This is a genomic window from Gallaecimonas mangrovi (assembly GCF_003367375.1).
In the GTDB taxonomy this organism is placed as follows: Bacteria; Pseudomonadota; Gammaproteobacteria; order Enterobacterales; family Gallaecimonadaceae; genus Gallaecimonas; species Gallaecimonas mangrovi.
Genome location: NZ_CP031416.1, coordinates 2,146,997 through 2,169,268, shown reverse-complemented (window position 1 = coordinate 2,169,268; position 22,272 = coordinate 2,146,997). Strand labels below are relative to the sequence as shown.

The 22,272-nt window shown below is 52.5% G+C and carries 22 protein-coding genes, 1 pseudogene and 1 riboswitch; of the genes and pseudogenes, 18 read left to right on the top strand and 5 right to left on the bottom strand.

The genetic code is table 11. The features are described 5' to 3' along the window. Positions 1–125 precede the first annotated feature (125 nt). The 6 genes from DW350_RS10405 to DW350_RS10380 all read left to right on the top strand — a co-directional run bounded on the left by DW350_RS10405 (position 126) and on the right by DW350_RS10380 (position 5,703). Entirely contained in the window at positions 126–938 is an 813-nt protein-coding gene (locus DW350_RS10405; protein WP_115718807.1) for a formate/nitrite transporter family protein, read from the top strand. Positions 939–1,017: 79 nt separating this feature from the next. After that, entirely contained in the window at positions 1,018–1,356 is a 339-nt protein-coding gene (locus DW350_RS10400) for an SH3 domain-containing protein (protein ID WP_115718806.1), read from the top strand. A 55-nt stretch (positions 1,357–1,411) separates the two neighbouring features. Beyond that, positions 1,412–2,644: a glycosyl hydrolase gene (locus tag DW350_RS10395; RefSeq protein WP_192954649.1), complete on the top strand. Its 1,233-nt coding sequence runs from the start codon at positions 1,412–1,414 to the stop codon at positions 2,642–2,644. A gap of 32 nt (positions 2,645–2,676) precedes the next feature. Then, positions 2,677–3,006 carry a DUF4377 domain-containing protein gene (locus DW350_RS10390; RefSeq protein ID WP_226911310.1) on the top strand — a complete coding sequence of 110 codons (330 nt, stop codon included), beginning with the start codon at positions 2,677–2,679 and terminating at the stop codon, positions 3,004–3,006. A 130-nt stretch (positions 3,007–3,136) separates the two neighbouring features. Next, positions 3,137–4,345 carry a serine/threonine transporter SstT gene (gene sstT / locus DW350_RS10385; RefSeq protein WP_115718803.1) on the top strand — a complete coding sequence of 403 codons (1,209 nt, stop codon included), beginning with the start codon at positions 3,137–3,139 and terminating at the stop codon, positions 4,343–4,345. 434 nt (positions 4,346–4,779) lie between these two features. Next, entirely contained in the window at positions 4,780–5,703 is a 924-nt protein-coding gene (locus DW350_RS10380; protein WP_115718802.1) for a sulfotransferase, read from the top strand. A 223-nt stretch (positions 5,704–5,926) separates the two neighbouring features. On the opposite strand, the gene DW350_RS19780 is transcribed toward DW350_RS10380, so the two are convergent. The 3 genes and pseudogenes from DW350_RS19780 to DW350_RS19770 form a co-directional block, all read right to left on the bottom strand. Next, positions 5,927–6,316 (bottom strand): PDZ domain-containing protein, encoded by a 390-nt coding sequence (locus DW350_RS19780; RefSeq protein WP_319018125.1) that lies wholly within the window; start codon positions 6,314–6,316, stop codon positions 5,927–5,929. 285 nt (positions 6,317–6,601) lie between these two features. After that, positions 6,602–6,840, bottom strand: a pseudogene (locus DW350_RS19775) (M61 family metallopeptidase); the annotation flags it as partial. 44 nt (positions 6,841–6,884) lie between these two features. Continuing rightward, positions 6,885–7,685: a M61 family metallopeptidase gene (locus DW350_RS19770; protein WP_319018085.1), complete on the bottom strand. Its 801-nt coding sequence runs from the start codon at positions 7,683–7,685 to the stop codon at positions 6,885–6,887. Positions 7,686–7,753: 68 nt separating this feature from the next. On the opposite strand from DW350_RS19770, the gene hinT reads away from it, so the two are divergent. From hinT to DW350_RS10335, 8 genes are all read left to right on the top strand, one after another. After that, positions 7,754–8,104 carry a purine nucleoside phosphoramidase gene (gene hinT, locus DW350_RS10370; protein ID WP_115718801.1) on the top strand — a complete coding sequence of 117 codons (351 nt, stop codon included), beginning with the start codon at positions 7,754–7,756 and terminating at the stop codon, positions 8,102–8,104. A gap of 66 nt (positions 8,105–8,170) precedes the next feature. After that, a riboswitch (TPP riboswitch) is annotated at positions 8,171–8,276 on the top strand. Between the two features lie 35 nt (positions 8,277–8,311). After that, on the top strand, positions 8,312–10,396 hold the full coding sequence (locus DW350_RS10365) for a TonB-dependent receptor (RefSeq protein ID WP_115718800.1): 2,085 nt from the start codon (positions 8,312–8,314) through the stop codon (positions 10,394–10,396). Positions 10,397–10,405: 9 nt separating this feature from the next. After that, positions 10,406–10,651, top strand: coding sequence for a hypothetical protein (locus DW350_RS10360; protein WP_115718799.1), 246 nt, complete (start codon positions 10,406–10,408; stop codon positions 10,649–10,651). After that, on the top strand, positions 10,648–11,253 hold the full coding sequence (gene pnuC / locus DW350_RS10355) for a nicotinamide riboside transporter PnuC (protein ID WP_115718798.1): 606 nt from the start codon (positions 10,648–10,650) through the stop codon (positions 11,251–11,253). Before DW350_RS10360 ends, pnuC begins: the two co-directional genes overlap by 4 nt. Next, complete coding sequence (locus DW350_RS10350) at positions 11,228–12,004, top strand: choline/ethanolamine kinase family protein (RefSeq protein ID WP_192954648.1); 777 nt, start codon at positions 11,228–11,230, stop codon at positions 12,002–12,004. Before pnuC ends, DW350_RS10350 begins: the two co-directional genes overlap by 26 nt. Before the next feature lie 77 nt (positions 12,005–12,081). Beyond that, on the top strand, positions 12,082–13,173 hold the full coding sequence (locus DW350_RS10345; protein ID WP_115720611.1) for a sensor histidine kinase: 1,092 nt from the start codon (positions 12,082–12,084) through the stop codon (positions 13,171–13,173). Continuing rightward, positions 13,170–13,982: a LytR/AlgR family response regulator transcription factor gene (locus tag DW350_RS10340; RefSeq protein ID WP_115718796.1), complete on the top strand. Its 813-nt coding sequence runs from the start codon at positions 13,170–13,172 to the stop codon at positions 13,980–13,982. Before DW350_RS10345 ends, DW350_RS10340 begins: the two co-directional genes overlap by 4 nt. Positions 13,983–14,020: 38 nt before the next feature. After that, entirely contained in the window at positions 14,021–14,971 is a 951-nt protein-coding gene (locus tag DW350_RS10335; RefSeq protein WP_115720610.1) for a DMT family transporter, read from the top strand. A gap of 29 nt (positions 14,972–15,000) precedes the next feature. Here DW350_RS10335 and pyk read toward each other — a convergent pair whose 3' ends face one another. Then, entirely contained in the window at positions 15,001–16,437 is a 1,437-nt protein-coding gene (pyk, locus tag DW350_RS10330) for a pyruvate kinase (protein WP_115718795.1), read from the bottom strand. A gap of 73 nt (positions 16,438–16,510) precedes the next feature. After that, entirely contained in the window at positions 16,511–17,368 is an 858-nt protein-coding gene (locus DW350_RS10325) for a MurR/RpiR family transcriptional regulator (RefSeq protein WP_115718794.1), read from the bottom strand. A 204-nt stretch (positions 17,369–17,572) separates the two neighbouring features. Here DW350_RS10325 and zwf point away from each other — a divergent pair, with 204 nt between their 5' ends. The 4 genes from zwf to DW350_RS10305 are packed head-to-tail and all read left to right on the top strand — an operon-like array spanning position 17,573 to position 22,180. Continuing rightward, a complete protein-coding gene (zwf, locus tag DW350_RS10320) occupies positions 17,573–19,021 on the top strand; it encodes a glucose-6-phosphate dehydrogenase (RefSeq protein WP_115718793.1) in 1,449 nt (482 codons plus the stop codon). Beyond that, positions 19,018–19,725, top strand: a complete 708-nt coding sequence (gene pgl / locus DW350_RS10315) for a 6-phosphogluconolactonase (protein WP_192954647.1) — start codon at positions 19,018–19,020, stop codon at positions 19,723–19,725. The genes zwf and pgl overlap by 4 nt, the downstream gene beginning before the upstream one ends. Further along, positions 19,722–21,551, top strand: a complete 1,830-nt coding sequence (edd, locus tag DW350_RS10310; RefSeq protein ID WP_115718791.1) for a phosphogluconate dehydratase — start codon at positions 19,722–19,724, stop codon at positions 21,549–21,551. The genes pgl and edd overlap by 4 nt, the downstream gene beginning before the upstream one ends. Further along, on the top strand, positions 21,548–22,180 hold the full coding sequence (locus tag DW350_RS10305) for a bifunctional 4-hydroxy-2-oxoglutarate aldolase/2-dehydro-3-deoxy-phosphogluconate aldolase (RefSeq protein ID WP_115718790.1): 633 nt from the start codon (positions 21,548–21,550) through the stop codon (positions 22,178–22,180). The genes edd and DW350_RS10305 overlap by 4 nt, the downstream gene beginning before the upstream one ends. The last annotated feature ends 92 nt before the right edge of the window (positions 22,181–22,272 follow it).

Genomic DNA, 22,272 nt, shown 5'->3' with positions numbered 1-22,272 from the left:
TTAGATAAGACGTATCCTGGGTTGTTTTTTTGCTGCTGCGCAAAATGACCACAGCCCATCAAAAAGTCACCCTTTTGAGGTGGCAAAACGTTAAATACAGAGCATCTACCCTCGAGGGGTTTTACATGTCGATTCAAACACCTAAAGAAATTACCAACGCCGTTATCCAAAGCGGTGTGCGTAAAAGCGGCCTGTCTATGTCCGCGCTGATGATCCTGGGCTTTATGGCGGGTGCCTTTATTGCCTTGGGCTTTTTGCTAGACATTCGTGTCACTGCTACCTTGCCTCACGACTGGTCATCCTTTGGCCTGTTCTTGGGGGCTGCGGTGTTCCCGGTAGGCCTGATTTTAACGGTGCTGGCGGGCGGCGAGCTGCTGACCGGTAACATGATGTACATGGCTACTGCCTTGTTTTCAGGCAAAATTGGTGTTGCTGCCCTGGTACGCAACTGGGTGGTTATTACCATTGCTAACTTCATTGGCGCTGTCTTTATTGCCTACTTCTTCGGCCACTACCTGGGTCTGGGCGAAGGCGCCTTCCTAGCCAAATCTGTTGCCGTAGCCAAAGCCAAGCTGAAAGCAGATTTTATGCACGCTTTTGTTTCTGGCATTGGCTGTAACTGGTTAGTTTGCTTGGGTATCTGGCTGGGCCTTTGCAGCAAAGAAGCCATTGGTAAAATTCTGGGTCTGTGGTTCCCGGTTATGGCGTTTGTAGCTATCGGTTTCCAACACGTTGTGGCCAACATGTTTATTATTCCGCTGGCCATCTTCGCGGGCGCGGCGACCTGGGGTGAATATTTTGGCAATTTTGTGCCGGTATTCTTAGGTAATGTTGTGGGTGGTGCCCTGTTTGTCGGTATCGCCTACTATGTTGCCCTGGTGCGCGAATCTGGCAATGCGCCAGAAGCGGCTGCAGAAACGCAAACCAATAACGCTTAAATTTTTAAGCCTGAAAAAAGCCATGCCTTGTGCATGGCTTTTTTTATATTGGTGCTGAAAAAACAATAACGAGAGAGCGATGAAAGTCAAAGTGATAGCGGCTCATCAGTCGCTTTACCCGCAGCCGATAACCTTTAGGCGCGGCGACACGTTGCAATTGGGGCGAATCGATGATGAATACCCCAATTGGATCCGGGTGATAACTGCTGACGGTAACGAAGGCTGGGCACCGCTCCAGTTTATTGAGCGATTGTCGGCTGAGCAGGGCCGCGCGATATGCCAATACAGTGCTTTTGAATTAAACACGGAAGTGGGCGAGGTGTTAGTAGCCCAGCAACACCTTAATGACTGGTATCTGGCCACCAATGCGTTAGGTGTGACCGGTTGGGTACCGGCAAAGACGGTGACCCTTGTATAGCTGAGGTTTAATCGGTGTCATAACAATGGAGGAAACACCGCGCAGAGGTAAAAACATGCGGATATTGAAAAGGTTATTAATACTGGGCGCATGTTGCCTGCCAGTGGTTGCTGTCGCCAATACCGATACCAGCCAAGGGTTGTCGCCAAAGCGTGGTTTGGCTTATGGCCACCCATCAGCGGCCGACCTGGCGCTTATCAAGGGCCATATCGCCTGGTGGTATAACTGGGCCGTGACACCAACGCCCGATACTGCCGAGAGTGACATTGAGTATGTTCCCATGGTGTGGGGCTGCCATTTTGATGAAAAGCGCCTGCGCCAATACTTGTCGAGTCACCCTAAGGTTAAATACCTGCTGGGTTTTAACGAACCTAACTTCAAGCACCAGGCCAATATTTCACCGCAAAAAGCGGCTGAAAACTGGCGCAAGCTGCAAGCCATTGCTGACGAGTTTCATCTCAAGACCGTGGCACCGGCAGTGAATTTTAGCCCCGATAGGATGGCGATTGCTGGCAAAGGCAAAACAGGCGATCCCTTTGATTATCTGGATGCCTTTTTTAAGGCCTGCCAGGGGTGCCGCATTGATTATGTCGCCGTGCACAGCTATATGGATTCCCCCCGTGCCTTTAAGCGCTATGTCAGCCGCTTTTACCAGCGTTATCACAAACCGGTGTGGGTAACAGAGTGGGACTATCAATCTCGCCATCATAAAGCCACCTTAAACCAGCAGCTCGATTACCTGGCCGAAACCGTACATTGGTTAGAGCATCAGCCCTTTGTGTATCGCTACGCTTGGTTTGTGGGCCGCTCCAAGCATGGAGCAAATAAGGCGCCCTTTATTGACCTGCTCGGGGCGCCTGGGCAATGGAGCCTGTTGGGTAAGCTGTACGGCGATATTCCAGCAACCAATGTGTATTTACCGGTGCCAGGGGTTATAAACGGTGACCAAGCTGTTGCCTCACAAGGCGTGCATTACCGCCCCATGCCCGGGGCAAACGCGCAAATTGCGCTGCAGGCAGGCGAGGGCAGTCACTTTGGTTACCAGCTTGAAACGGCTAAAGCCGGCGGTTATGTCATGACCCTGCGTTATGCCAGCAGCAGCGCCAGTGAGTTACAGCTGAAAGTGGGCCAACAACCCTGGCGACGTTACCACCTGGCAAGCACCGGTGCGGAAACGTGGCAGCAGCTCGCTATTCCCGTAACCTTGCAGGCCGGGCGCCAGCATCTAAAACTTGCCGTTAAAAGCGGCGAAATCAGTGTGGATGCGCTGCGCTTTACGACGCCGTAGTGATGCTCTTTCACGGTTTATAACGGAGGTGAATGATGAAAATGCTTTTTCTTGCCAGCGCCGCTTTGGTGCTTGTGGGGTGCAGCACCGACCCCAAAGACCTGGAAAGTAGCCAAGTTGAAACGGTAACGGTGGGCCCGACCATGGTCAATTGTGTTGGTGTGGGCGCCAGAAAGTGTATGACTGTTAACGGCGCTGCTTATTACTCCACCATTAAAGGTTTTGACTATCAGCCGGGTTATCGCTACCAGCTGAAAGTGAAAAAAGTACAAAACTTTGACCCGAAAAATGTCCCTGCCGATGCCAGCCTTTACCGCTATGACCTTATCAAAGTGATAAGCAAAACAGCGGTTAGCAATTAACGGTTGCCAGCCGTTATTTTCCCTAATACCCCGGTGGCTGTTCACCGGGGCTGTCCATAGCGGGTTTTGTTCGTTAGAGTGTCGCGGCTAATAACAACTGCCATAAAAACAAAGCGAACGAAGGAAGCCCATGCATTACTCTCAATCAACTGCTGCGCCGCGCCGCCCTGGCTTGGTGCTGCAAATTCTTATTGGCATTATCCTTGGCGTTATTTTGGCCCTGGTATGGCCACAAGCGGCAGAAGCGGTGGGGCTTTTGGGCGAACTCTTTGTTAAGGGTTTAAAGGCCGTGGCACCGGTGTTGGTGTTTGTATTGGTACTGGCTGCCATTGCCAATCACCGCCAGGGAGTGCAAACCCACATTAGGCCCATTCTGGCGCTTTACCTTATTGGGACCTTTTGTGCAGCGCTGGTGGCGGTTTCGATGAGCTTTCTGTTTCCCACCACCCTTGCGCTGGCAGACAAGGGCGCCGATGGCAGTGCGCCACAAGGCATTGCTGAGGTACTGCATACACTGCTGTTTAATGTGGTCGACAACCCCATTCATGCTATCGAAACGGGCAATTTTGTCGGCATTCTGGCCTGGGCGGTGGCTCTGGGGTTTGCCCTTCGTAAGACCTCTGACGCAACCCGTCAGCTACTGACCGATGTGTCTGACGGCGTTTCGGCCATTGTTAAGCTGGTTATTCGTTTGGCGCCCCTTGGGATCTTTGGCTTGGTGGCCAACACCTTTGCCCAAACCGGCTTTAAAGCCATTGCCGGTTATAGCCATTTGCTGGCCGTACTTTTAGGCTCGATGCTACTGATAGCTTTTGTTATTAACCCGCTGATTGTCTTTATCAAACTGCGCCGTAATCCTTACCCGCTGGTTTTTAAATGCCTGCGTGAAAGCGGCGTAACCGCCTTTTTTACCCGCAGCTCGGCGGCCAATATTCCGGTTAACATGGACCTTTGTAAGCGCCTTGATTTGCACGAAGACACTTACTCGGTTTCTATTCCGCTTGGTGCCACCATTAATATGGCTGGCGCTGCTGTCACCATCACCGTGTTGTCGTTGGCGGCGGCCCATACCCTGCATCAGGACGTTGGCATTCTAAGCGCCATATTGCTCAGCCTGGTGGCCTCGGTCGCGGCCTGTGGCGCCTCTGGTGTTGCTGGCGGCTCGCTGTTGTTGGTGCCTTTGGCTTGTAGCCTTTTCGGTATCAGCAACGATGTGGCGATGCAGGTGGTCGGCGTTGGCTTTATTATCGGTGTGCTGCAAGACTCATGCGAAACCGCCCTTAATAGCTCTACCGATGTGCTTTTCACTGCCGCCGGTTGTGGGGTAGAGAAGGTTTAAAAAATTAAATATCAAAAAAGGCGACCTTTTGGAATAGAAGTAATCTGATGTGGAAAACGTTATCCAATAGGTGATTTGGATAATCATTATACTATAATTTCATCGTTATAAACGAAGGTGAAAAATAGAGCTTTTAAATCATTGTTCATTTTTTATTATAACGTATGTGTATAATTATTAGATAGTTCTATCTAATGCATGTTGAAGTAATTTTTTAAAGTCAACGTATTGTATGAATTGATTTTCTTATTGTGAGATTTCATCTATAAAAATAAAGTTAGATGAAATCTTATCTTTTAAATTAGGCCGATTTTATATTGAATTCATTGCATGAATTAAATTTTCCTGGAATTATTTTCTATGATTAATGTTTATTTTTTTTTATAAGTATGATATTTTATATAGATATAAAATAAATATTGGTTGGATATTTGATGAATAAAATTCGGCGCCCTATACTGGTAACAGGCTCTCATCGTTCTGGGACTACTTGGGCAGGAAGGAATTTAGCATTGGCTCCAAATACAGGGTATATACATGAACCCTTTAATTTGGACCATACTGTCAACAGTATTGATAAGCAGTACAAGTATTGGTTCTTCCATGTTTCAAATGATAGCGGTTTTGAATATAAGAAAACAATGGATAAAGTAATTGAATTTAAATATCCATTTTTTGCTAACCTTCCAAGAATACATACATCAAGAAATGTTGCACGCTTTTTTATAGATCATAGTCGTTCACTTTATCATCGACTTAGGGGCGATACTCCTATAGTTAAAGATCCTATCGCATTTTTTTCAGCTGAATGGTTAAGTAGCACATATAACATGAATGTGTTGGTGATGATTCGTCACCCTGCGGCATTCTGCTCAAGTTTAAAAATAAAAAATTGGACATTTGATTTTAGACATTTTTTTGAACAAGAAGAATTAATGAATGGCTTTTTGTTCGAATTTAAAGATGAAATACGAGAATGTATAAATGAAGAAAAAGATATAATAGATCAAGCAATACTGCTATGGAATTGCATTCATAAAACAATTTCTTCTTATAAGAAGGAACATGCCGATTGGGTTTTTGTTAGGCATGAGGATTTATCTCAAGATCCGATCGAGGGGTTTAAATCGATTTTTGATAGCTTTGGGTTAGATTTTAATGATGACGTAAAAGAGGCTATTTATAAAAATTCTGGTTCGCACAATCCAACAGAACAGCAGTCTAAAAATGAGTTTGTGAGAAATAGTAAGGAAAATATTCATAACTGGAAAAAACGTTTGACGGAAGATGAGATTAAAAAAATTAAAGAGAAAACATCTTCTATCTCAAATGAATTTTACCATGAAGATGATTGGTGAAATTCATTCACGATTTCTGAAATAAAAACGCCGTTGTCACGGCGTTTTTTAATGCGAATATATATGTATATGTTTATATAGTAAATATACTACTAGACGCTAACTAGCGATTACTATAATAATTTAATCATACTGCTGCGAGTCTTAAGTTGACGTCTGTAATATTACATAATTAGGATGTCTAAATATTGATTCTGAATTTTTTTGCGGCGTTTTTTATCTATTAAAGTTCTAGCCAGCCTTTTAACTTATCCGGGTCGGTCACTTCCAGCACCGCTGTGTCGCCTGCGGCCGGTTGCGGGGTGACGTCAAAGGTCATCAGCTCGTCTAGGCGAAAGGCGTGCACTTCAACGCTACGTTCGCCAATGGCGGTGAGCTGGGTTTGTAATTTACCCATGCGGGCACGCAGGCCATCGATAGCGACAATAACGTCACCAGCGGCAAGGCCGGCTTTATCGGCTGCGCTACCGTGGGTTACCGACAGCACCTTGATACCGCCGTCGCTGTCTGCCAGGCGAGCCCCTAAGGTCAGGCGCGGTTGGCGATTTTTCGCCGGGTTGCCACCGTTGTCGCCGTCATCACTGGCGGGCAGATAACGCAGGCTTACCCCCATGGCATCCAGCAGCTTTGCCAGCGGCAAGTCTTCGGTGGCGTAGAGCGCCTGGTTAAAGAAGCTTTCCAGGGATTCACCCAGCAGGCTTTCGGCCAGTTTTTGGTGACTGTCGTCGTCGGTGCCAATACTGGGGCGGCCAAAATCTTCCCAGAGCCGTTCCATCACATGGTCAAGGCAGAGATTGTGCTCTGAACGCAGCCGCAGGGTTAAATCCAGGCACAGCGCCATAATGGCGCCCTTGGTGTAGTAGCTGACAATGGCATTGGGGGCGTTTTCGTCTTGCTGGTAAAACTTGGTCCAGGCATCGAAGCTGGAGTCGGCCAGGCTTTGCACAAAACGCCCAGGCGCCCTTGCCACCCGGGTCAGGGTGGTGGCCAGGCGGTCAAGGTAGCTTTGGGCATCAATAAGGCCGGCGCGGTGCAAGATTAAATCGTCGTAGTAAGAGGTAATACCTTCATAGGCCATAGCTGAATGCTGTGGCTTTCCTTATCCAGTTGGTAGGGTAAAAACGCTTTGGGTTTAATGCGTTTTACATTCCAGTTATGAAAATACTCATGGGAGCAAAGCGCTAAAAAGTCGTTGTAATCCTTACCATTAAGGCTGTAGCGGGGATCATCAACGCGGTGGAATTACGGTGTTCCAGGCCGCCGTAACTGTCGGCGGTGACCATGGTTAAAAACCAGTATTCATCGAAGGGATAAGGCGCGCCGAAAAACTGCAGCTCGGTTTCACAAATGGCGGTTAGGTCGCGCTTTAGCTGGTCGCGGTCGCCGTAATGATGGCCGGTCAGCACCAAATGGTGCGCAATACCGCAGGCATCAAAGCTCAGTATTTCAAAGTCGCCCATCTCTACCGGGTGGTCGATAAGGGTGTCGTAGTCTTTAGCGGCGAAACGGCCAAAGCCCCATTTGTCGCCGTCTTGGCGGCCAAGGCCGGTGGCAACTTTCCAATGGGGGGCCTCACTTGGCGGTTGAATATCGACACTAACTGGGTCGTTTTCCTGGCCGGATACCGCCAAAAACACCGAAGTGCCGTTAAAAAAGCCATGGGTTTCGTCGAGGTGGGCGCCGCGCACCGACAAATCCCAAGCGTATACCTGATAGCGTACCTTGACCGGGCCTTCCGTCGCTGCCAACTGCCAACGGGCCTTGTCGAGTTTTTGAATGGCGACGGGGGCATCGTCTTCGTCGACGGCTTCTATCCATTGCATGTGCTTGGCAAAGTCGCGAATCAGGTACGAGCCCGGGATCCAGGCGGGCAGCCAAAGCTGCTGGCCGTTTTGATCCGGCTCGTCGATGGTGAGGGTGATGTCGAAAAGGTGCCGGCTTAAATCAGCAGGCTTGATGTCATAATGGATGGCGGCGATCATTGGCTTGCGCTATCAAGGGTTTGGCATGCAGTCTAGCATGGACTTTGAGGTCGCTTAAGGAGCTATAGATGAGCGAAGAAACCATTTTCTCAAAAATTATTCGTCGTGAGATCCCCGCCGACATTTTGTATCAGGACGATTTGGTTACCGCATTTCGGGACATTAACCCCAAGGCGCCGCTGCATGTGCTGGTTATTCCCAATATTTTGATTGCAACCGCCGATGACATCACCGAAGAGCACGAACCGTACCTTGGCCGCATGATGTCGGTAGCGTCCAAACTGGCAAGAGAGGCTGGCATCGCCGAAGACGGTTACCGCCTGCTGATGAATTGCCGCGAGCACGGTGGCCAAGAGGTGTATCACATCCATCTGCACCTGTTGGGCGGTAAACCGCTGGGGCCGATGCTGGCGCGTTAACGGTTTTTACCCTAAGACCTTAGTCGGGGCTGACATCGAAAAAGAGTCCCGTTACAATCGCTGCGAATTTTCACCAGGGGGAGGCCTTTAAGGCCTGAGATGTCGGTGCACCGACAGACCCTTTGAACCTGATCCGGCTCGTACCGGCGTAGGGATGGTGCTTGCCATTACTGCCGCACGCCCGGATCTCTTTTAAAAGAGGTCCACATGTTCAAACCATCTATGATTGCCCTGGCTCTTGCCAGCCCTAATGTGTTGGCCGATACGCCAACGGCAGACACCGCTGCCAGCAGCAATATCGAGCACATTGAAGTTACCGGCGACTTTCGCCGCCAAGCCCTGACAGAACTTACCGATTCGGTTTCAGTGTTATCGTCAACTACCCTTGAAGAACGTCACACCGAAGCCTTAGACCAAGCCTTAACGTTGGTGCCCAATGTTAACTTTGACAGTGGTGCCAGCCGTGGCCGTTTTATCCAAATTCGCGGCATTGGCGAGCGCAGCCAGTATGCGGCGCCCATTTATCCCTCGGTTGGCTTGTTGGTGGACGGCTTTGATTTTTCTGGCATGGGGCTGGCGGGGCTGATTAGTGACGTGCAGCAAGTTGAGGTGTATCGCGGCCCTCAAGGCACTCGCTTCGGCGCCAATGCCCTTGGCGGTTTGATTAACATCGAAACCCGCGCGCCCACCGACGATGTTGAAGGTTATGCCGAGGCCTCGGTTGCCAACCACAATGCCAGGCGCTACCAAGGTGCTGTTGGCGGCGGTTTGTCAGACGCGTGGTCAGCGCGGCTTTCCGGGTCCAGCTATAAAACCGATGGTGATTATTTTAACAGCTACCAGCAGCGGCCAACCGATGGCCGTGATGAAAACACCGCCCGTTTAAAACTGCGCTACCAAAAAGACCATTGGCAGTGGGACATAACCGGCCTTTGGCTCAACGTGCAAAATGGCTACGATGCTTTTAGTTTTAATAACTCCCGTACCACGCTTTCTGACCAGCCCGGGCAAGATAACCAATTAAGTAAAGGCCTTGGTTCAAAGCTGCAATATAGCGGTTGGGATAAAGCCAGGCTGGTGCTTAATACCACCACCAGCCACACCGACAGCCTTTACAGTTTTGACGATGACTGGTCTAACCCAGACTATTGCCAAGTTAACACTTGCCCCTACGGCGACTACGTTGAGGCCGAATCGTACCAGCGCCGCCGCTCCACCCAGGTAGCCGATTTACGTTTGGTGTCGAAACCGGCCGGGCGGCTTGGCAATGTCGATTGGGTGTTGGGTGTGTATGGCCATTTTGAAGATGAAGACCTTCGTTACCTTGACACCTACGGCAGCGGCAGCTTGCTAACCAGCCAGATAACGGGCCAAAACAAAGCCGTTTACGGCCAGCTTACCATCCCGCTAAATGACCGTTGGCAAGTTAAAACCGGTGCCCGCTTTGAGCATTGGCAAGCTGACTACGACGACTCTAATCCCCAGCACCTTAACCACAGTGAAGGCCTTTGGGGCGGCAATGTCGACCTTTCCTACAACCTTGCCAGCAGCATGTATTACCTCGGTCTTTCAAGGGGCTATAAGCCCGGCGGCTTTAATACCGACGGTAACCTAGAGGCTGATAAACGCAGCTTTGACACCGAAACGGCAGTCAACCTGGAAGCGGGTGGCAAGTGGTGGCTGAGCCCGAAACTGTCAATGATGCTAAGCGTCTTTAACATGTGGCGCGACAACATGCAGGTAAAAACCTACGAAACCCAAAGCCGCGGTGATGGTTCATCCGAGTTTGTGGAGTTTTACGGCAATGCTGCCTCGGGCCGTAACTATGGCGCCGAGTTTGAAGCCAGTTGGCAAGCCTTAGACAGCTTACGTTTTTCCGGCTCTTTGGGGCTGCTGCGCACCCGCTATAACGATTTTATTAATGCCAGTGGTGAAAGCCTTGATGGCCGTGACCAAGCGCAAGCGCCGCGCTGGACTTATCACCTTGGTGCGGACTGGCAACTGGCCGAGAACTGGCTGCTGTCGGTCAGTAGTGAAGGTAAAGACCGCTACTACTTTTCAGATACCTCTGACGTACAGGCCTGGAGCTATGTGCTTTGGAACGCCAATCTTGCCTGGCAACACGGCCACTGGCAGCTTGCTGTTTATGGCAAAAACCTCTTTGACCGGCAATATCCTACCCGTGGCTTTGGCGGCTGGGGCAACGACCCGGCCGACGGTTATGCCGAACATCCCTATTACCAACTGGGCGACGGCCGTGTGGTCGGTGCCAGTGCCACCTACCGTTTTTAAGGAGCTGTGATGAACCTGTCTGTTGAAATTTCCATGTACCCGCTGGCTGACAATTACATTCCGCCCATTCAAGGCTTTATTGACGAGCTTAATCGCCACCCGGAGCTACAGGTGATTACCAACACCATGAGCACCCAGGTGTTTGGTCCTTACGACACCGTGCTCATGGTGGTGGGGGAGGCCATGAAGGCCTATCACCAAACTGCAAAGGCAAGCTTTGTGTGTAAGTTCCTGGGCGGGGATCTGCGCCCTTGAGCGATTTTTTCCAAGCCGTTTGGCAGCAGCTCCTGGCCACCTCTGGCTGGGAGTTGCTGGCGGTGCTGTTGGCCGTCGCCTATTTGCTGCTGGCGATTTGGCAGAGCCAGTGGTGCTGGCCCGCGGCACTTTTTAGCACCCTTATTTATGTGGCGCTGTTTTATAAGGTGGCGCTGCTGTCAGACTCGCTACTTAACGCCTATTACCTGGTGATGGCCATTTATGGCTGGTGGAGCTGGCGCCAGGGGCGAAGCCACCAAGCCTTGCCGGTGAGCACCCGGCCATGGGTTTGGCACCTTGGCTTGATAACGGCTGGCGCATTGGTGTCACTGGCCTGGGGCTATGTAATGGCCGAATATACCCACGCCGCTTTTCCCTACCTTGATGGCGCCAATGCCTGTTTTTCGGTCATAACCACCTGGATGGTGACCCGCAAAATCATTGAAAACTGGCTGTATTGGGTGGTGATTGATGCGGTGTGTATCTGGCTTTACTTGCAAAAAGATTTAGCGATGACAGCGCTATTGTTCGCCGCTTATGTGCTGATGGCCCTCGGTGGCTACTGGAGTTGGCGCCGTGCCATGCAAGCTCAAGCTGCCTGAGCCCTGGCAAGGGGCCACTAAAACGGTGTTTGCCGGCGGCCTGACTAACCGCCATTGGCTGCTTGAGTGCGCAACAGGTAAAGCGCTGCTGCGTGAAAACAATGCCGCGGTTGAGCTGGGTATTGACCGCGCAGCAGAGCAGCGTATTTGGCAACAAGCCAGCCAAACCGCGGTAAGCCCGGCGCTGATTTACCAGCAAGGGCGCTGGTCACTGTCGGCTTTTGTTGATGCGCCAACGGGTGCGGCCGATAGCGCGGCAAAACTGCGGGCGCTGCTTGGCGCCATTTCCTGGTTGCAAGGCCAGTCGGTAGCGTTACCGGTACTCGATTGCCAGGCCCGCGCTAAAGCCCTGGCTGCCGATAGCCTGGGCCCTCGGCAAGCCTACCAGTACCTGGCGGCCCACCCATTACCGTATCGGCCGGCCCATGTCGATTTAAACCCGCAAAACTGCCTTTGGCAGGGCGAGCGGCTGTGGCTGATTGATTGGGAATATGCCAGCCTTGCCGACCCTTATTACGATTTTGCCGCCCTGATGGTTGACCACCAGCAGTCAGCTGAGCGTATTGCGGCTATGTGGCAGCAGCTAACGGGGCAGGGCCTTAGTATCAAACGGTTATGGGCCATGGCAGCGGTTTATAGCCACCTTTGTGAAAGTTGGTGCCTGCATCCGCAAGCGGGCTACCTTGCCTATGCTGCGCATTATCGCAAAGCATGGGCGTCGTGCCTTGTGGCTATGGCCGCTGTCGATTAGCCTCAGCCACAGACTTCTAAACGAAAACCGTTAATGCCCCTTTTTGAATTAACAGCGACTCGCCGAGCATGGCTTTTATGAAGCGTTCCTTGGTTGATGACCCTCGCGATGTAGGCCGCGCGCTATTTGGCCCCCGTCATGAATCCTATTTCTGGCTGCTGCATACCGCAGGTTGGCTGAGCTATGGGGTGTTGTTCTGGATCTCCAATTATTTGGCCGGTAGCCCTGGGCGTTACTGGATCCATATTATGTTCCTGTGCACCTCGGGCTGGCTGCTGTCGTTGCCGCTGCGCTACCTGTACCGCCGCATTTGGAATTTTAAGCCGCGTACCATAGTGGTGATTATTATCCTCGCCAGCATGGTGGCCGGGGCCATTTGGCAGTTTGGCCGTAACTTCTTCTTTTATGCGGTGCTTTATCCTTCACGGGCGCCCGATGCCTGGTCAGGTTATTACGGCTATGTGGTGGCCTCGGTACCGATTTTGGCCGCTTGGAGCTGCCTGTACTTTGGTATTAAGTACTACCGCATGTTGCAGCTACTCAATGAAAAGGCGCTAAAGGCGGCCAATGCCGCGCAGCAAGCTCAGCTAAGGGCGCTTCGCTACCAGTTAAACCCGCATTTTTTGTTTAATACCCTCAATGCCATTTCCACCCTGATCATGGTCAAGGAAAACGACACTGCTAACCGCATGGTGGGTGGCCTGGCCGAATTTTTACGCTATTCGCTGGAAATTGACCCTATTCGCCGGGTGCCGCTGGAACAAGAAGTGCGGGCGCTGGAAAAGTACCTGGCCATTGAAGAAGTCCGCTTTTCAGACCGCCTTAAAGTGCACTGGCAAATCGAGCCAGAAGCCCGCATGGCCCTGGTGCCTTCGCTTATTTTGCAGCCGCTTATTGAGAACGCCATCAAATATGGGGTGGCCGGGCAGATAAAAGGCGGCAACATCTGGATTTTGGGCAAGCGTTTTGGTAGTGATCTATTGCTGGAGATAAGTGACGACGGCCCAGGCCTTGGTCAAGGCAAAAGCAGTAGCACCGGTGTGGGGCTAGCCAATACCAAGGAACGTCTTGAAACCCTTTACGGGGAAGACTTCGCTTTTACGTTGTCGTCGCGGGAGCCTTCGGGATTAACCGTTAACATTCGCATACCCTACCAGACGGAAGAATGACTATAAGAACCCTCATTGTTGATGATGAACCACTGGCCAGGAAGGGACTGAAAGTTCGCTTAGAGCAGTACCCGCAGCTGACGGTTGTTGGGGAGTCTTCCAGTGCGCAAGAAGCACTGCAAGCCATTGCCGCCTTAAAGCCTGAGTTGGTGTTTCTCGATATTCAAATGCCGGGGATGACGGGCATTGAACTCATCGAATCCTTGGTAGAAAAAGACGTCGACTTACCGATGGTGGTGTTCGTTACCGCCTACGACGACTATGCGGTGAAAGCCTTTGAACTGCATGCCCTGGATTACCTGTTAAAACCCATTGATGAGCAGCGCATTGAAGCTTGCCTTGAACGCATTAGCGACCAGCTTGAACAGCGCGACCAGGCGCGGCGTGAAGCTAGGATGTTAAAAGCGCTGGCAGAGCTGGCTGGGGTCAGCATTGACGAGGTGCAGCAGCGCCTTGACCGCGGTGAAGCGGTTACCGGCGATTACGCCAGCCAGCTGGCAATTCGTGACGGCTCGGAAGTGAGCCTGGTGGCCGCCGAAGACATTGACTGGGTCGATGCCGCTGGCGACTACATGTGTATTCACGCCAAGGGCGTTACGCACATTATGCGTAAAACCATGAAAGAGCTTGAGTCGATGCTCGACCCGCGCCGCTTTGTGCGTATTCACCGCAGCGCCATTGTTAATCGCGAACGCATTGGCCAGTTAATTAACCTGGCCAGTGCCGATTACTTGGTGCGGCTCAAAAGTGGCGACGAGCTGCGGGTAGGGCGCTCCTACCGGGAAAAGGTCAAACAGCTTTTGTTGTGATAAAGGGCCGTATGGCCCTTTTTTATTGGGAGCAAACCATGGATGCGTTATCGGGCCGTGCCGGTTTAGGGGCTGGGCTCTCCCTGACCACCGCCGTATTGTGGGGTCTTTTACCCATTGCCTTAAAAGAAGTGCTGGTGGTGATGGACGCTTACACCATTACTTTTTTCCGCTTTGCCTTCGCCGGTCTCTTATTAGCGTTGTGGCTTGGCTGGCGAAAAGCGCTGCCAAGGCTTCGCCGGCTTACCGGCAAGGGCCCCTGGTTACTTGCCATTAGCGTGCTTGGGCTGCTGGGTAATTACGGATTTTATCTGTTAGCGCTCAGGCACCTTGACCCGCGCACCGCGCAAACCGTTATTCAGCTGGCGCCGTTATTGTTTTTATTGGGCGGCGTTGGCATTTACAAAGAGCCCTTTGGGCCTGCGCAGTGGCTAGGGGTAATGCTATTGGTGGTTGGCCTTGGGCTTTTCTTTAACGACCGGCTGTTAACCCTTGTAAGCGAGCTTAACGGTGTTGGCTTCGGGCTGCTGCTGATGGTAATTGCAGCGGTTAGCTGGGCGGCTTATGCGCTTGCGCAAAAAACCTTGCTACGCCACCTTAACTCCGTGCAAATCATGATGATCATCAACCTGGCGGGGGCTTTTGCTTTCTTGCCGCTGTCGCATCCTGGGCAATTGTTGGCTCTAAACCCTAGTGAACTTGGTTGGCTGGTATTTTGCTGCCTTAACACCTTGGTGGCGTATGGCGCCTTTGCCGAGGCGCTAAATCATTGGCAGGCGTCAAAAGTCTCGGCGGTGCTGGCCATGGCGCCGTTGCTAACTTTCTTGTTTGTGGCATTGTTTTCGCTCTGGATACCACTGGGTTTTGATACCCAACCATTGCCGCTACTGTCCTATTTTGGCGCGGGAATGGTCGTTGCCGGCTCGGTGCTTAATGCCTTGGGTAAACGCCTTCACTGGCGGCGAAAGGGCGGGGATATTAGCCAATAAAAAAGGCGCCTGTTGGCGCCTTTTTTGTTTTAGTCGACCTGGACAATCTTGCAGGTATTGGTGCCGCCTATGGTTTCCATGCGGTCACCGTGGGTCATCAGCACCAGGTCGCCACTTTGAACGTAACCCTTGGCCTTTAATAAGGTCACGGCTTCGCGTTTTAACGCTTCGTCGCGGTAGTGGCTGGAATCAAAGGCCACCGGGAATACACCGCGATAAAGAGCCAGGCGGTTTAAGGTGCTGGCGTGCCGTGACAGGGCAAAGATGGGCAGCCCCGAGCTAATACGTGACATCAGCAGCGGCGTGCCGCCGGATTCGGTTAAGGCAACAATGGCCTTAACCCCGGCCAGGTGATTGGCCGCATACATGGTGGCAAGGCTGATGGTCTCTTCCACCGAGTTGAAGCTGTGATTCATGCTGCGAGCATTAATAATGGCAGCCGGGTTTTTCTCGGCGCCCAAACACACCCGTGACATGGCCTCGACCGTTTCAGCCGGATAATTCCCCGCCGCGGTTTCTGCCGACAGCATGACCGCATCGGTGCCGTCGAGTACCGCGTTTGCCACATCCATGACCTCGGCACGGGTGGGCATCGGGCTTTCAATCATCGACTCCATCATTTGGGTGGCGGTGATCACGACGCGGTTAAGCTCGCGGGAACGGCGAATAATGCGTTTTTGCTGGCCAACCAGTTCGGCATCGCCAATCTCAACCCCCAAGTCGCCGCGGGCAACCATCACCGCGTCAGAGGCGAGGATGATGTCGTCCAGGGTGTCGTCGGTAGCAACGGCTTCGGCGCGTTCAATTTTGGCGCAAATAAAGGCTCTTGAACCCTCAGCCTCGGCCAATTCCCGGGCGTAGCGAAGGTCGTCGCCACTGCGCGGGAAAGACACGGCCAGATAATCGACACCAATGGCGGCGGCGGTTTTAATATCGGCTTTGTCTTTGTCGGTAAGGGCAGGGGCGGTCAGGCCGCCACCTTGGCGGTTAATGCCTTTATTGTTCGATAAGGTGCCGCCAATCAGCACTTCGGTAACCACCTTGGCACCGTCAACGGCTGTCACTTTCAGCTGTACCCGGCCGTCGTCTAAAAGCAGTACGTCGCCGGCAAATACGTCTTGGGGCAGGGCTTTATAGTCCAGGCCAACAGCGCCTTGGTGGCCTTCACCTTTGGCCATGTCGGCATCAAGAATAAACTGTTCACCGACAACCAGGTTAACCGGGCCGTCTTTAAAGGTGGATACGCGGATCTTAGGGCCTTGCAAATCACCGAGAATGGACACGTGGCGGCCAAGGCGGGCGGCGATTTCCCGCACGGCTTTGGCGCGCTGTTGATGATCTTCAGGTTTTCCGTGGGAGAAATTCAGACGAACTACGTTGGCACCGGCGCGAATGATGGCTTCAAGGTTGTTGCCTTTATCCGTAGCAGGCCCAAGCGTGGTAACAATTTTCGTTCTTCTCAACATGACCGATTACCCAAAAAAGCGGTGTCGCCACTATAGCACACCCCTTTCTTTTTTGTAATTTTACTACAAACGGTTAATGTTTATCCTCTTCCTTCTCCAGGCGAGAGTCGCGCAAGACATCTTTAACACGTCGCAAATTTTCACGAAAACGCGGACCGCGACGTAAAACAAAACCGGTTGCCAAAATATCAATAACGGTGAGCGAAGCCAGGCGCGATGCCATCGGCATGTAAACATCGGTATCTTCAGGCACTTCCATGCCAATGGCGAAGTTGGCTTCCCGTGCTAGCGGCGAATCTTTCGAGGTAACAGCGATAACAGTGGCGTCGTTGTCACGGGCGATACGGGCCAGTTCTACCAAACTTTTGGTGCGGCCGGTATGCGACAAAAGCACAACAACATCGTCGGTGCTCGAATTCATGCAGCTCATGCGCTGTACCAGCACATCGTCGGAATAAATCACCGGTACGTTAAAGCGCAAAAACTTGTTTAACGCATCGTGCGCCACCGCGGCGCTGGCGCCTAAACCAAAAAAGGAAATTTTCTTGGCTTGGGTTAAAAGGTCAACTGCGCGGTTAATGGCGGCGGTGTCCAGGCTGCGCCGGGCGGTGTCCAGGCTGGCCATGGCAGATTCAAAGATCTTGGCGGTGTAGGCATCTGGGCCATCGTCTTCTTCTACATGGCGGTTTACATAAGGCGTTCCGTTGGCCAAGCTTTGGGCAAGATGCAGTTTAAAATCGGGAAAGCCTTTGGTGTCGAGCCGGCGGCAAAAACGGTTAACGGTCGGCTCGGAAACATCGGCCGCTTTTGCCAATGAAGCAATTGACGAGTGGATCGCCGATTGCGGATTCGCCAGGATAACCTCGGCAACCTTGCGTTCTGATTTCGAGAGCGCTGTCAGGCTCTTGGCGATTTTATCCAGGGTGTTCATTGGCAACATTGTCCTTTTGTTCTTCAAGGCTTACCGAAAGTTAATGCCATAAAAGGGCGGTGATTTCGCCATTATTATGAAAAAAAACTTCTTATGAAAGTTAACCCGCCGAAATTCTTTGGCGATGTGATAGACAACCAGGGGCGCTTGGCGCTTATAATGTAGTTAAATTACAACTTTATTGATCAGCGGAAGGAATCACGCATGAAACGGGATCAAGCAATAGGCCCGTGCGATCTGGTGTTGTTCGGTGTGAAAGGCGATTTGGCAAGACGTAAGTTGCTGCCAGCCCTTTACCAGTTGGACAAGGCCGGCCTGCTGCACGCCGACAGTCGTATTATCGGTGTGGCTCGTCACGAGGCCGAACCGATTGAAAAAATCCTCGATACCTTTCTAAAAGAGCCTGTCGATACGGCAGTGCTGGAACGCTTCAAGGCCCGTCTGGGCCACGTTACCCTCGATTTTGCCGATATGAGTTCCTACGCGGCCATTAGCGAAGCGGTCAATCTCGATACCCCAGAAGTGTATTACTTTGCCACGCCGCCTTCGCTTTATGGTGATATCTGCCAAGGGCTTTCCGGTGCCGGCCTGATTCGTGATAACAGCCGCGTTATAATGGAAAAACCCATTGGTCATGATTTGGCGTCCAGCCGGGTGATCAACGACAAGGTCGACGCGCATTTTCAGGAACGGCAAATTTACCGTATCGACCATTATTTGGGTAAAGAGACGGTGCAAAACCTGCTGGCGCTGCGTTTTGCTAACTCTATTTTTGCCAGTAACTGGGACTACAGCTGCATTGACTCGGTACAAATTACGGTAGCCGAGGAAGTGGGTATTGAAGGGCGCTGGAGCTACTTTGATAAAGCCGGGCAGATGCGCGACATGGTGCAAAACCATTTGTTGCAGGTGCTGACTCTCATTGCCATGGAACCGCCGGTGAGCCTGGATGCCGACGCCATTCGCGATGAAAAGGTGAAGGTGTTAAAAGCGCTTCGCCCCATTACCCAAAGCAACATTAATGACGTAACGGTTCGTGGCCAATACAGCGCCGGATTCTTGCGTGGTAAAGCCGTACCTGGCTATGCCGAAGAAGAAGACGCCAACACTGGCTCCGATACCGAAACCTTTATTGCCATGCGCGTCGATATTGATAACTGGCGCTGGTCTGGCGTGCCTTTTTATCTGCGTACCGGTAAGCGGATGCCTTCGAAAACCACGGAAGTGGTGATCAACTTCAAGGCGCTGCCGCACAATATTTTCGCCAAATCGCAGAAAAACCCGCCTGCCAACAAGCTCATTATTCGCCTGCAGCCCCACGAAGGGGTTGAGCTGCAAATGCTCAATAAGGTGCCGGGGCTTGAGTCCAATATGCGCCTGCAAAGCACCACCTTGGACCTGTCATTCTTTGATGCCTTTAAAGACGAGCGTATTGCCGATGCCTACGAACGGCTGCTGTTAGAAGCCATGATGGGCAACCAGGCTCTTTTTGTACGCCGTGATGAGGTGGAAGCCGCCTGGACCTGGGTGGACTCCATTTTGGCGGCGTGGGAGCAAAACGGCGACAAGCCCAAAGCCTACCAAGCGGGTAGCTGGGGGCCGGTAGCCTCGATTGCCCTTATCACTCGCGACGGGCGTAGCTGGGAGGAATGATGAAACTGACAGTAGAAAAGCGCTTTGATGACCGCGCTGAGCTTGCCAAAAGCTTGGCCCGCAAAGTGGCTTCCTTACTGCAAGAGGCCATCGACACCCGCGGTAAGGCCTCGTTAGTGGTTTCCGGTGGCCGCACGCCGCTGGCATTTTTTCAGGCGCTTTCCCGTCAGCCCATTAGCTGGTCAAAGGTATTGGTTACCTTGGCCGATGAGCGCTGGGTGGATGCCGACGACCCAGCTTCAAACGAAGCGCTGGTGCGGCAAAATTTAATGCAGGGCTGGGCCGCCAGTGCCCGCTTTGTTGGCCTGAAAACTCCCCATGCCACGGTGGAAGCCGGGCTGGAACTGGCCACTGACTGGCTGGGTGCGCTGCCAACCCCTTTGGACGTGGTTATTTTGGGCATGGGCAATGACGGCCACACCGCCTCGTTGTTCCCGGATTGTCCAAACCTCAAGCAAGGCCTTGAGACCGGCGATGTGCTTATTGCTGCCCATCCGGCCAGCCAGCCACTGCCGCGTATTTCCATGAGTCTGTCGACACTCCTCAATAGCCGCCAGATCTATTTGCATCTGGAAGGTAAAGACAAAGCCGACACCCTGGCCAAGGCCCTGGCGGGTAACGATGTTACCGCGATGCCCATCCGCGCCGTACTGGGTCAGAAGCAAACCCCGGTGGATGTCTATCTGTACCAGGAGGAAGCATGAATAAGGTAGTTGCCGATGTAACCGCCCGTATTGAGGCGCGTTCCAAAGGCTCCCGTGACCAATATCTTGCCCATATTGCCCAGCAAAAGGCGGACGGTGTGCACCGCGCTAGCCTGTCTTGCGGTAATTTAGCCCACGGCTTTGCCGCCTGCGGTATGGACGACAAAAATACCCTCAAATCCTTTACTAAGGCCAATGTGGCGATAGTGTCGGCCTACAACGATATGTTATCGGCGCACCAGCCCTATGAAGCATTTCCGGCGGTGATTAAAAAGGCGCTGCACGAGATTGGCTCTGTTGGCCAGTTTGCCGGTGGCGTACCGGCCATGTGCGACGGTGTTACCCAAGGCCAGCCAGGCATGGAACTGTCGTTACTGTCCCGCGATATTATCGCCATGAGTTCGGCGGTGGCGCTGTCACACAATATGTTTGACGGCGGTTTGATGCTGGGTATTTGCGACAAAATCGTACCGGGCCTGCTGATCTCTGCTGCCACCTTTGGCCATTTACCCTTTGTTTTTGTGCCGTCAGGCCCTATGCCCTCTGGCATGCCGAACAAAGAAAAGGCCCGCATTCGCGAAGCCTATGCCCAGGGCCAGGTTGACCGTAACGAATTGCTGCGCGCCGAAAGTGAGTCTTACCACAGCGCCGGTACCTGTACCTTTTATGGCACCGCCAACTCCAACCAACTGATGGTGGAAGTGATGGGCTTGCAGCTGCCGGGCTCGTCTTTTGTTAACCCCAATACCAAGCTGCGTGACGCCTTAACCGAGGCCGCCGCCAAACAGGTAACACGGTTAACCGAGCTGTCTGGTAACTACGCCCCTGTTAGCGACATTCTCACCGCTAAAACCCTGGTGAATGCCATGGTGGCATTGCTGGCAACCGGCGGTTCAACCAACCACACCATGCACTTGGTGGCGGTGGGCCGCGCTGCCGGTATTCACATTACCTGGGACGACTTTGACGCCTTGTCTAAAACGGTGCCGCTGCTAACGCGCATCTACCCCAATGGCCAAGCTGACATTAACCATTTCCAAGCCGCCGGCGGCATGGGTTATCTCATTAAGAGCCTTAGAAAACTGGGGCTGCTTAATGAAGATGTGCAAACCATCGTTGGCAGTGGTCTTGACCAATACGAACTCGAGCCGTGGCTGAACGACGGCAAGCTCGAATGGCGGCCAAGCCCCGACAAGAGTCTTGATAGCAGCGTGTTGGCCGATCCTGACCAGCCCTTTAGCCCCGAAGGCGGCTTGAAAGTGCTGCATGGCAACTTGGGCCGCAGCGTTATTAAAGTGTCGGCGGTACCGGCGGCCAATACCGTTATTGAAGCGCCTGCCGTGGTTTTTTATGACCAAAACCAACTGGACGCCGCCTTTAAGGCCGGCTCTTTGGACCGCGATTGTGTGGTGGTGGTGCGTTTCCAAGGCCCCAAAGCCAACGGCATGCCGGAGCTTCATAAACTAACGCCGCCGCTCGGTGTGCTGCAGGAAAAAGGCTACAAAGTGGCTCTGGTAACCGACGGGCGCATGTCGGGGGCTTCCGGTAAGGTGCCAGCCGCTATCCACTTGACGCCAGAAGCGCTGGATAACCCGGTGCTGGCCAAGGTGCAAGACGGCGACATTATTCGCCTGGACAGCCGTAGCGGCGAATTAACACTGCTGGTTGATGAGGCCGAACTGGCTAAGCGCACGGCGGCCGTTGCCAACCTGACGCCGAATAATATTGGTATGGGGCGTAGCCTCTTTATGAATTTGCGCCCACAGCTTTGTGGCGCCGAACAGGGTGCAACCTTGTTCCGCTTTCCCCATGAGGACATCCAATGACCTGGAAGCTTGCTCCACAAGACGTGCTCACCGCCAGCCCGGTAATGCCAGTGTTGGTGATTGAAAAACTAGAGCACGCTGTTCCCTTGGCCAAAGCGTTGCTGGCCGGTGGCGTTAAGGTACTGGAAGTAACCTTACGCACCGATTGCGCCTTAGCCGCCATTGCCGAGATAGCGAAAGCGGTTCCTGAGGCGTTGGTGGGAGCGGGTACTGTACTCAACGCCGAAGACTACCAAGCTGCCGTTGCCGCGGGTGCCAAATTTGTGATTAGCCCGGGGATGACGCCGTCTTTAGTCAAAGCGGCCAAAGCCGGCACCGCGCCGCTCATTCCCGGGGTAAGTACCCTGTCTGAGGTTATGACCGGTATGGATTTAGGTCTGGAGTTCTTTAAGTTCTTCCCGGCCGAGGCCAGTGGCGGCGCACCGGCACTTAAAGCCATGGGCGGACCTATCCCGCAGGTGAAATTCTGCCCAACCGGCGGTGTGAGCCCGAAAAATGCCAGTGAATATTTATCACTGCCCAACGTACTTTGTGTGGGTGGCAGTTGGCTAGCACCGAAAGAAATGATGGAAACCGGCGATTGGCAGGGCATTACGGACCTGGCTAAAGCCGCATTTTGCCTTAAATAAAAAAGCGCCTCTCGGCGCTTTTTTATTTAAGGGGCTGGCTTTTTATCACCACCAGTACAAAGCACACCGATGTAACCGTTACCGGCAGGGCC

Coding starts and splice junctions, on each gene's coding strand:
- DW350_RS10405 (WP_115718807.1), top strand. CDS start 126: ATGTCGATTCAAACACCTAAAGAAATTACCAACGCCGTTATCCAAAGC.
- DW350_RS10400 (WP_115718806.1), top strand. CDS start 1,018: ATGAAAGTCAAAGTGATAGCGGCTCATCAGTCGCTTTACCCGCAGCCG.
- DW350_RS10395 (WP_192954649.1), top strand. CDS start 1,412: ATGCGGATATTGAAAAGGTTATTAATACTGGGCGCATGTTGCCTGCCA.
- DW350_RS10390 (WP_226911310.1), top strand. CDS start 2,677: ATGATGAAAATGCTTTTTCTTGCCAGCGCCGCTTTGGTGCTTGTGGGG.
- sstT (WP_115718803.1), top strand. CDS start 3,137: ATGCATTACTCTCAATCAACTGCTGCGCCGCGCCGCCCTGGCTTGGTG.
- DW350_RS10380 (WP_115718802.1), top strand. CDS start 4,780: ATGAATAAAATTCGGCGCCCTATACTGGTAACAGGCTCTCATCGTTCT.
- DW350_RS19780 (WP_319018125.1), bottom strand. CDS start 6,316: ATGGGGGTAAGCCTGCGTTATCTGCCCGCCAGTGATGACGGCGACAAC.
- DW350_RS19770 (WP_319018085.1), bottom strand. CDS start 7,685: ATGATCGCCGCCATCCATTATGACATCAAGCCTGCTGATTTAAGCCGG.
- hinT (WP_115718801.1), top strand. CDS start 7,754: ATGAGCGAAGAAACCATTTTCTCAAAAATTATTCGTCGTGAGATCCCC.
- DW350_RS10365 (WP_115718800.1), top strand. CDS start 8,312: ATGTTCAAACCATCTATGATTGCCCTGGCTCTTGCCAGCCCTAATGTG.
- DW350_RS10360 (WP_115718799.1), top strand. CDS start 10,406: ATGAACCTGTCTGTTGAAATTTCCATGTACCCGCTGGCTGACAATTAC.
- DW350_RS10345 (WP_115720611.1), top strand. CDS start 12,082: ATGAAGCGTTCCTTGGTTGATGACCCTCGCGATGTAGGCCGCGCGCTA.
- DW350_RS10340 (WP_115718796.1), top strand. CDS start 13,170: ATGACTATAAGAACCCTCATTGTTGATGATGAACCACTGGCCAGGAAG.
- DW350_RS10335 (WP_115720610.1), top strand. CDS start 14,021: ATGGATGCGTTATCGGGCCGTGCCGGTTTAGGGGCTGGGCTCTCCCTG.
- pyk (WP_115718795.1), bottom strand. CDS start 16,437: ATGTTGAGAAGAACGAAAATTGTTACCACGCTTGGGCCTGCTACGGAT.
- DW350_RS10325 (WP_115718794.1), bottom strand. CDS start 17,368: ATGAACACCCTGGATAAAATCGCCAAGAGCCTGACAGCGCTCTCGAAA.
- zwf (WP_115718793.1), top strand. CDS start 17,573: ATGAAACGGGATCAAGCAATAGGCCCGTGCGATCTGGTGTTGTTCGGT.
- pgl (WP_192954647.1), top strand. CDS start 19,018: ATGATGAAACTGACAGTAGAAAAGCGCTTTGATGACCGCGCTGAGCTT.
- edd (WP_115718791.1), top strand. CDS start 19,722: ATGAATAAGGTAGTTGCCGATGTAACCGCCCGTATTGAGGCGCGTTCC.
- DW350_RS10305 (WP_115718790.1), top strand. CDS start 21,548: ATGACCTGGAAGCTTGCTCCACAAGACGTGCTCACCGCCAGCCCGGTA.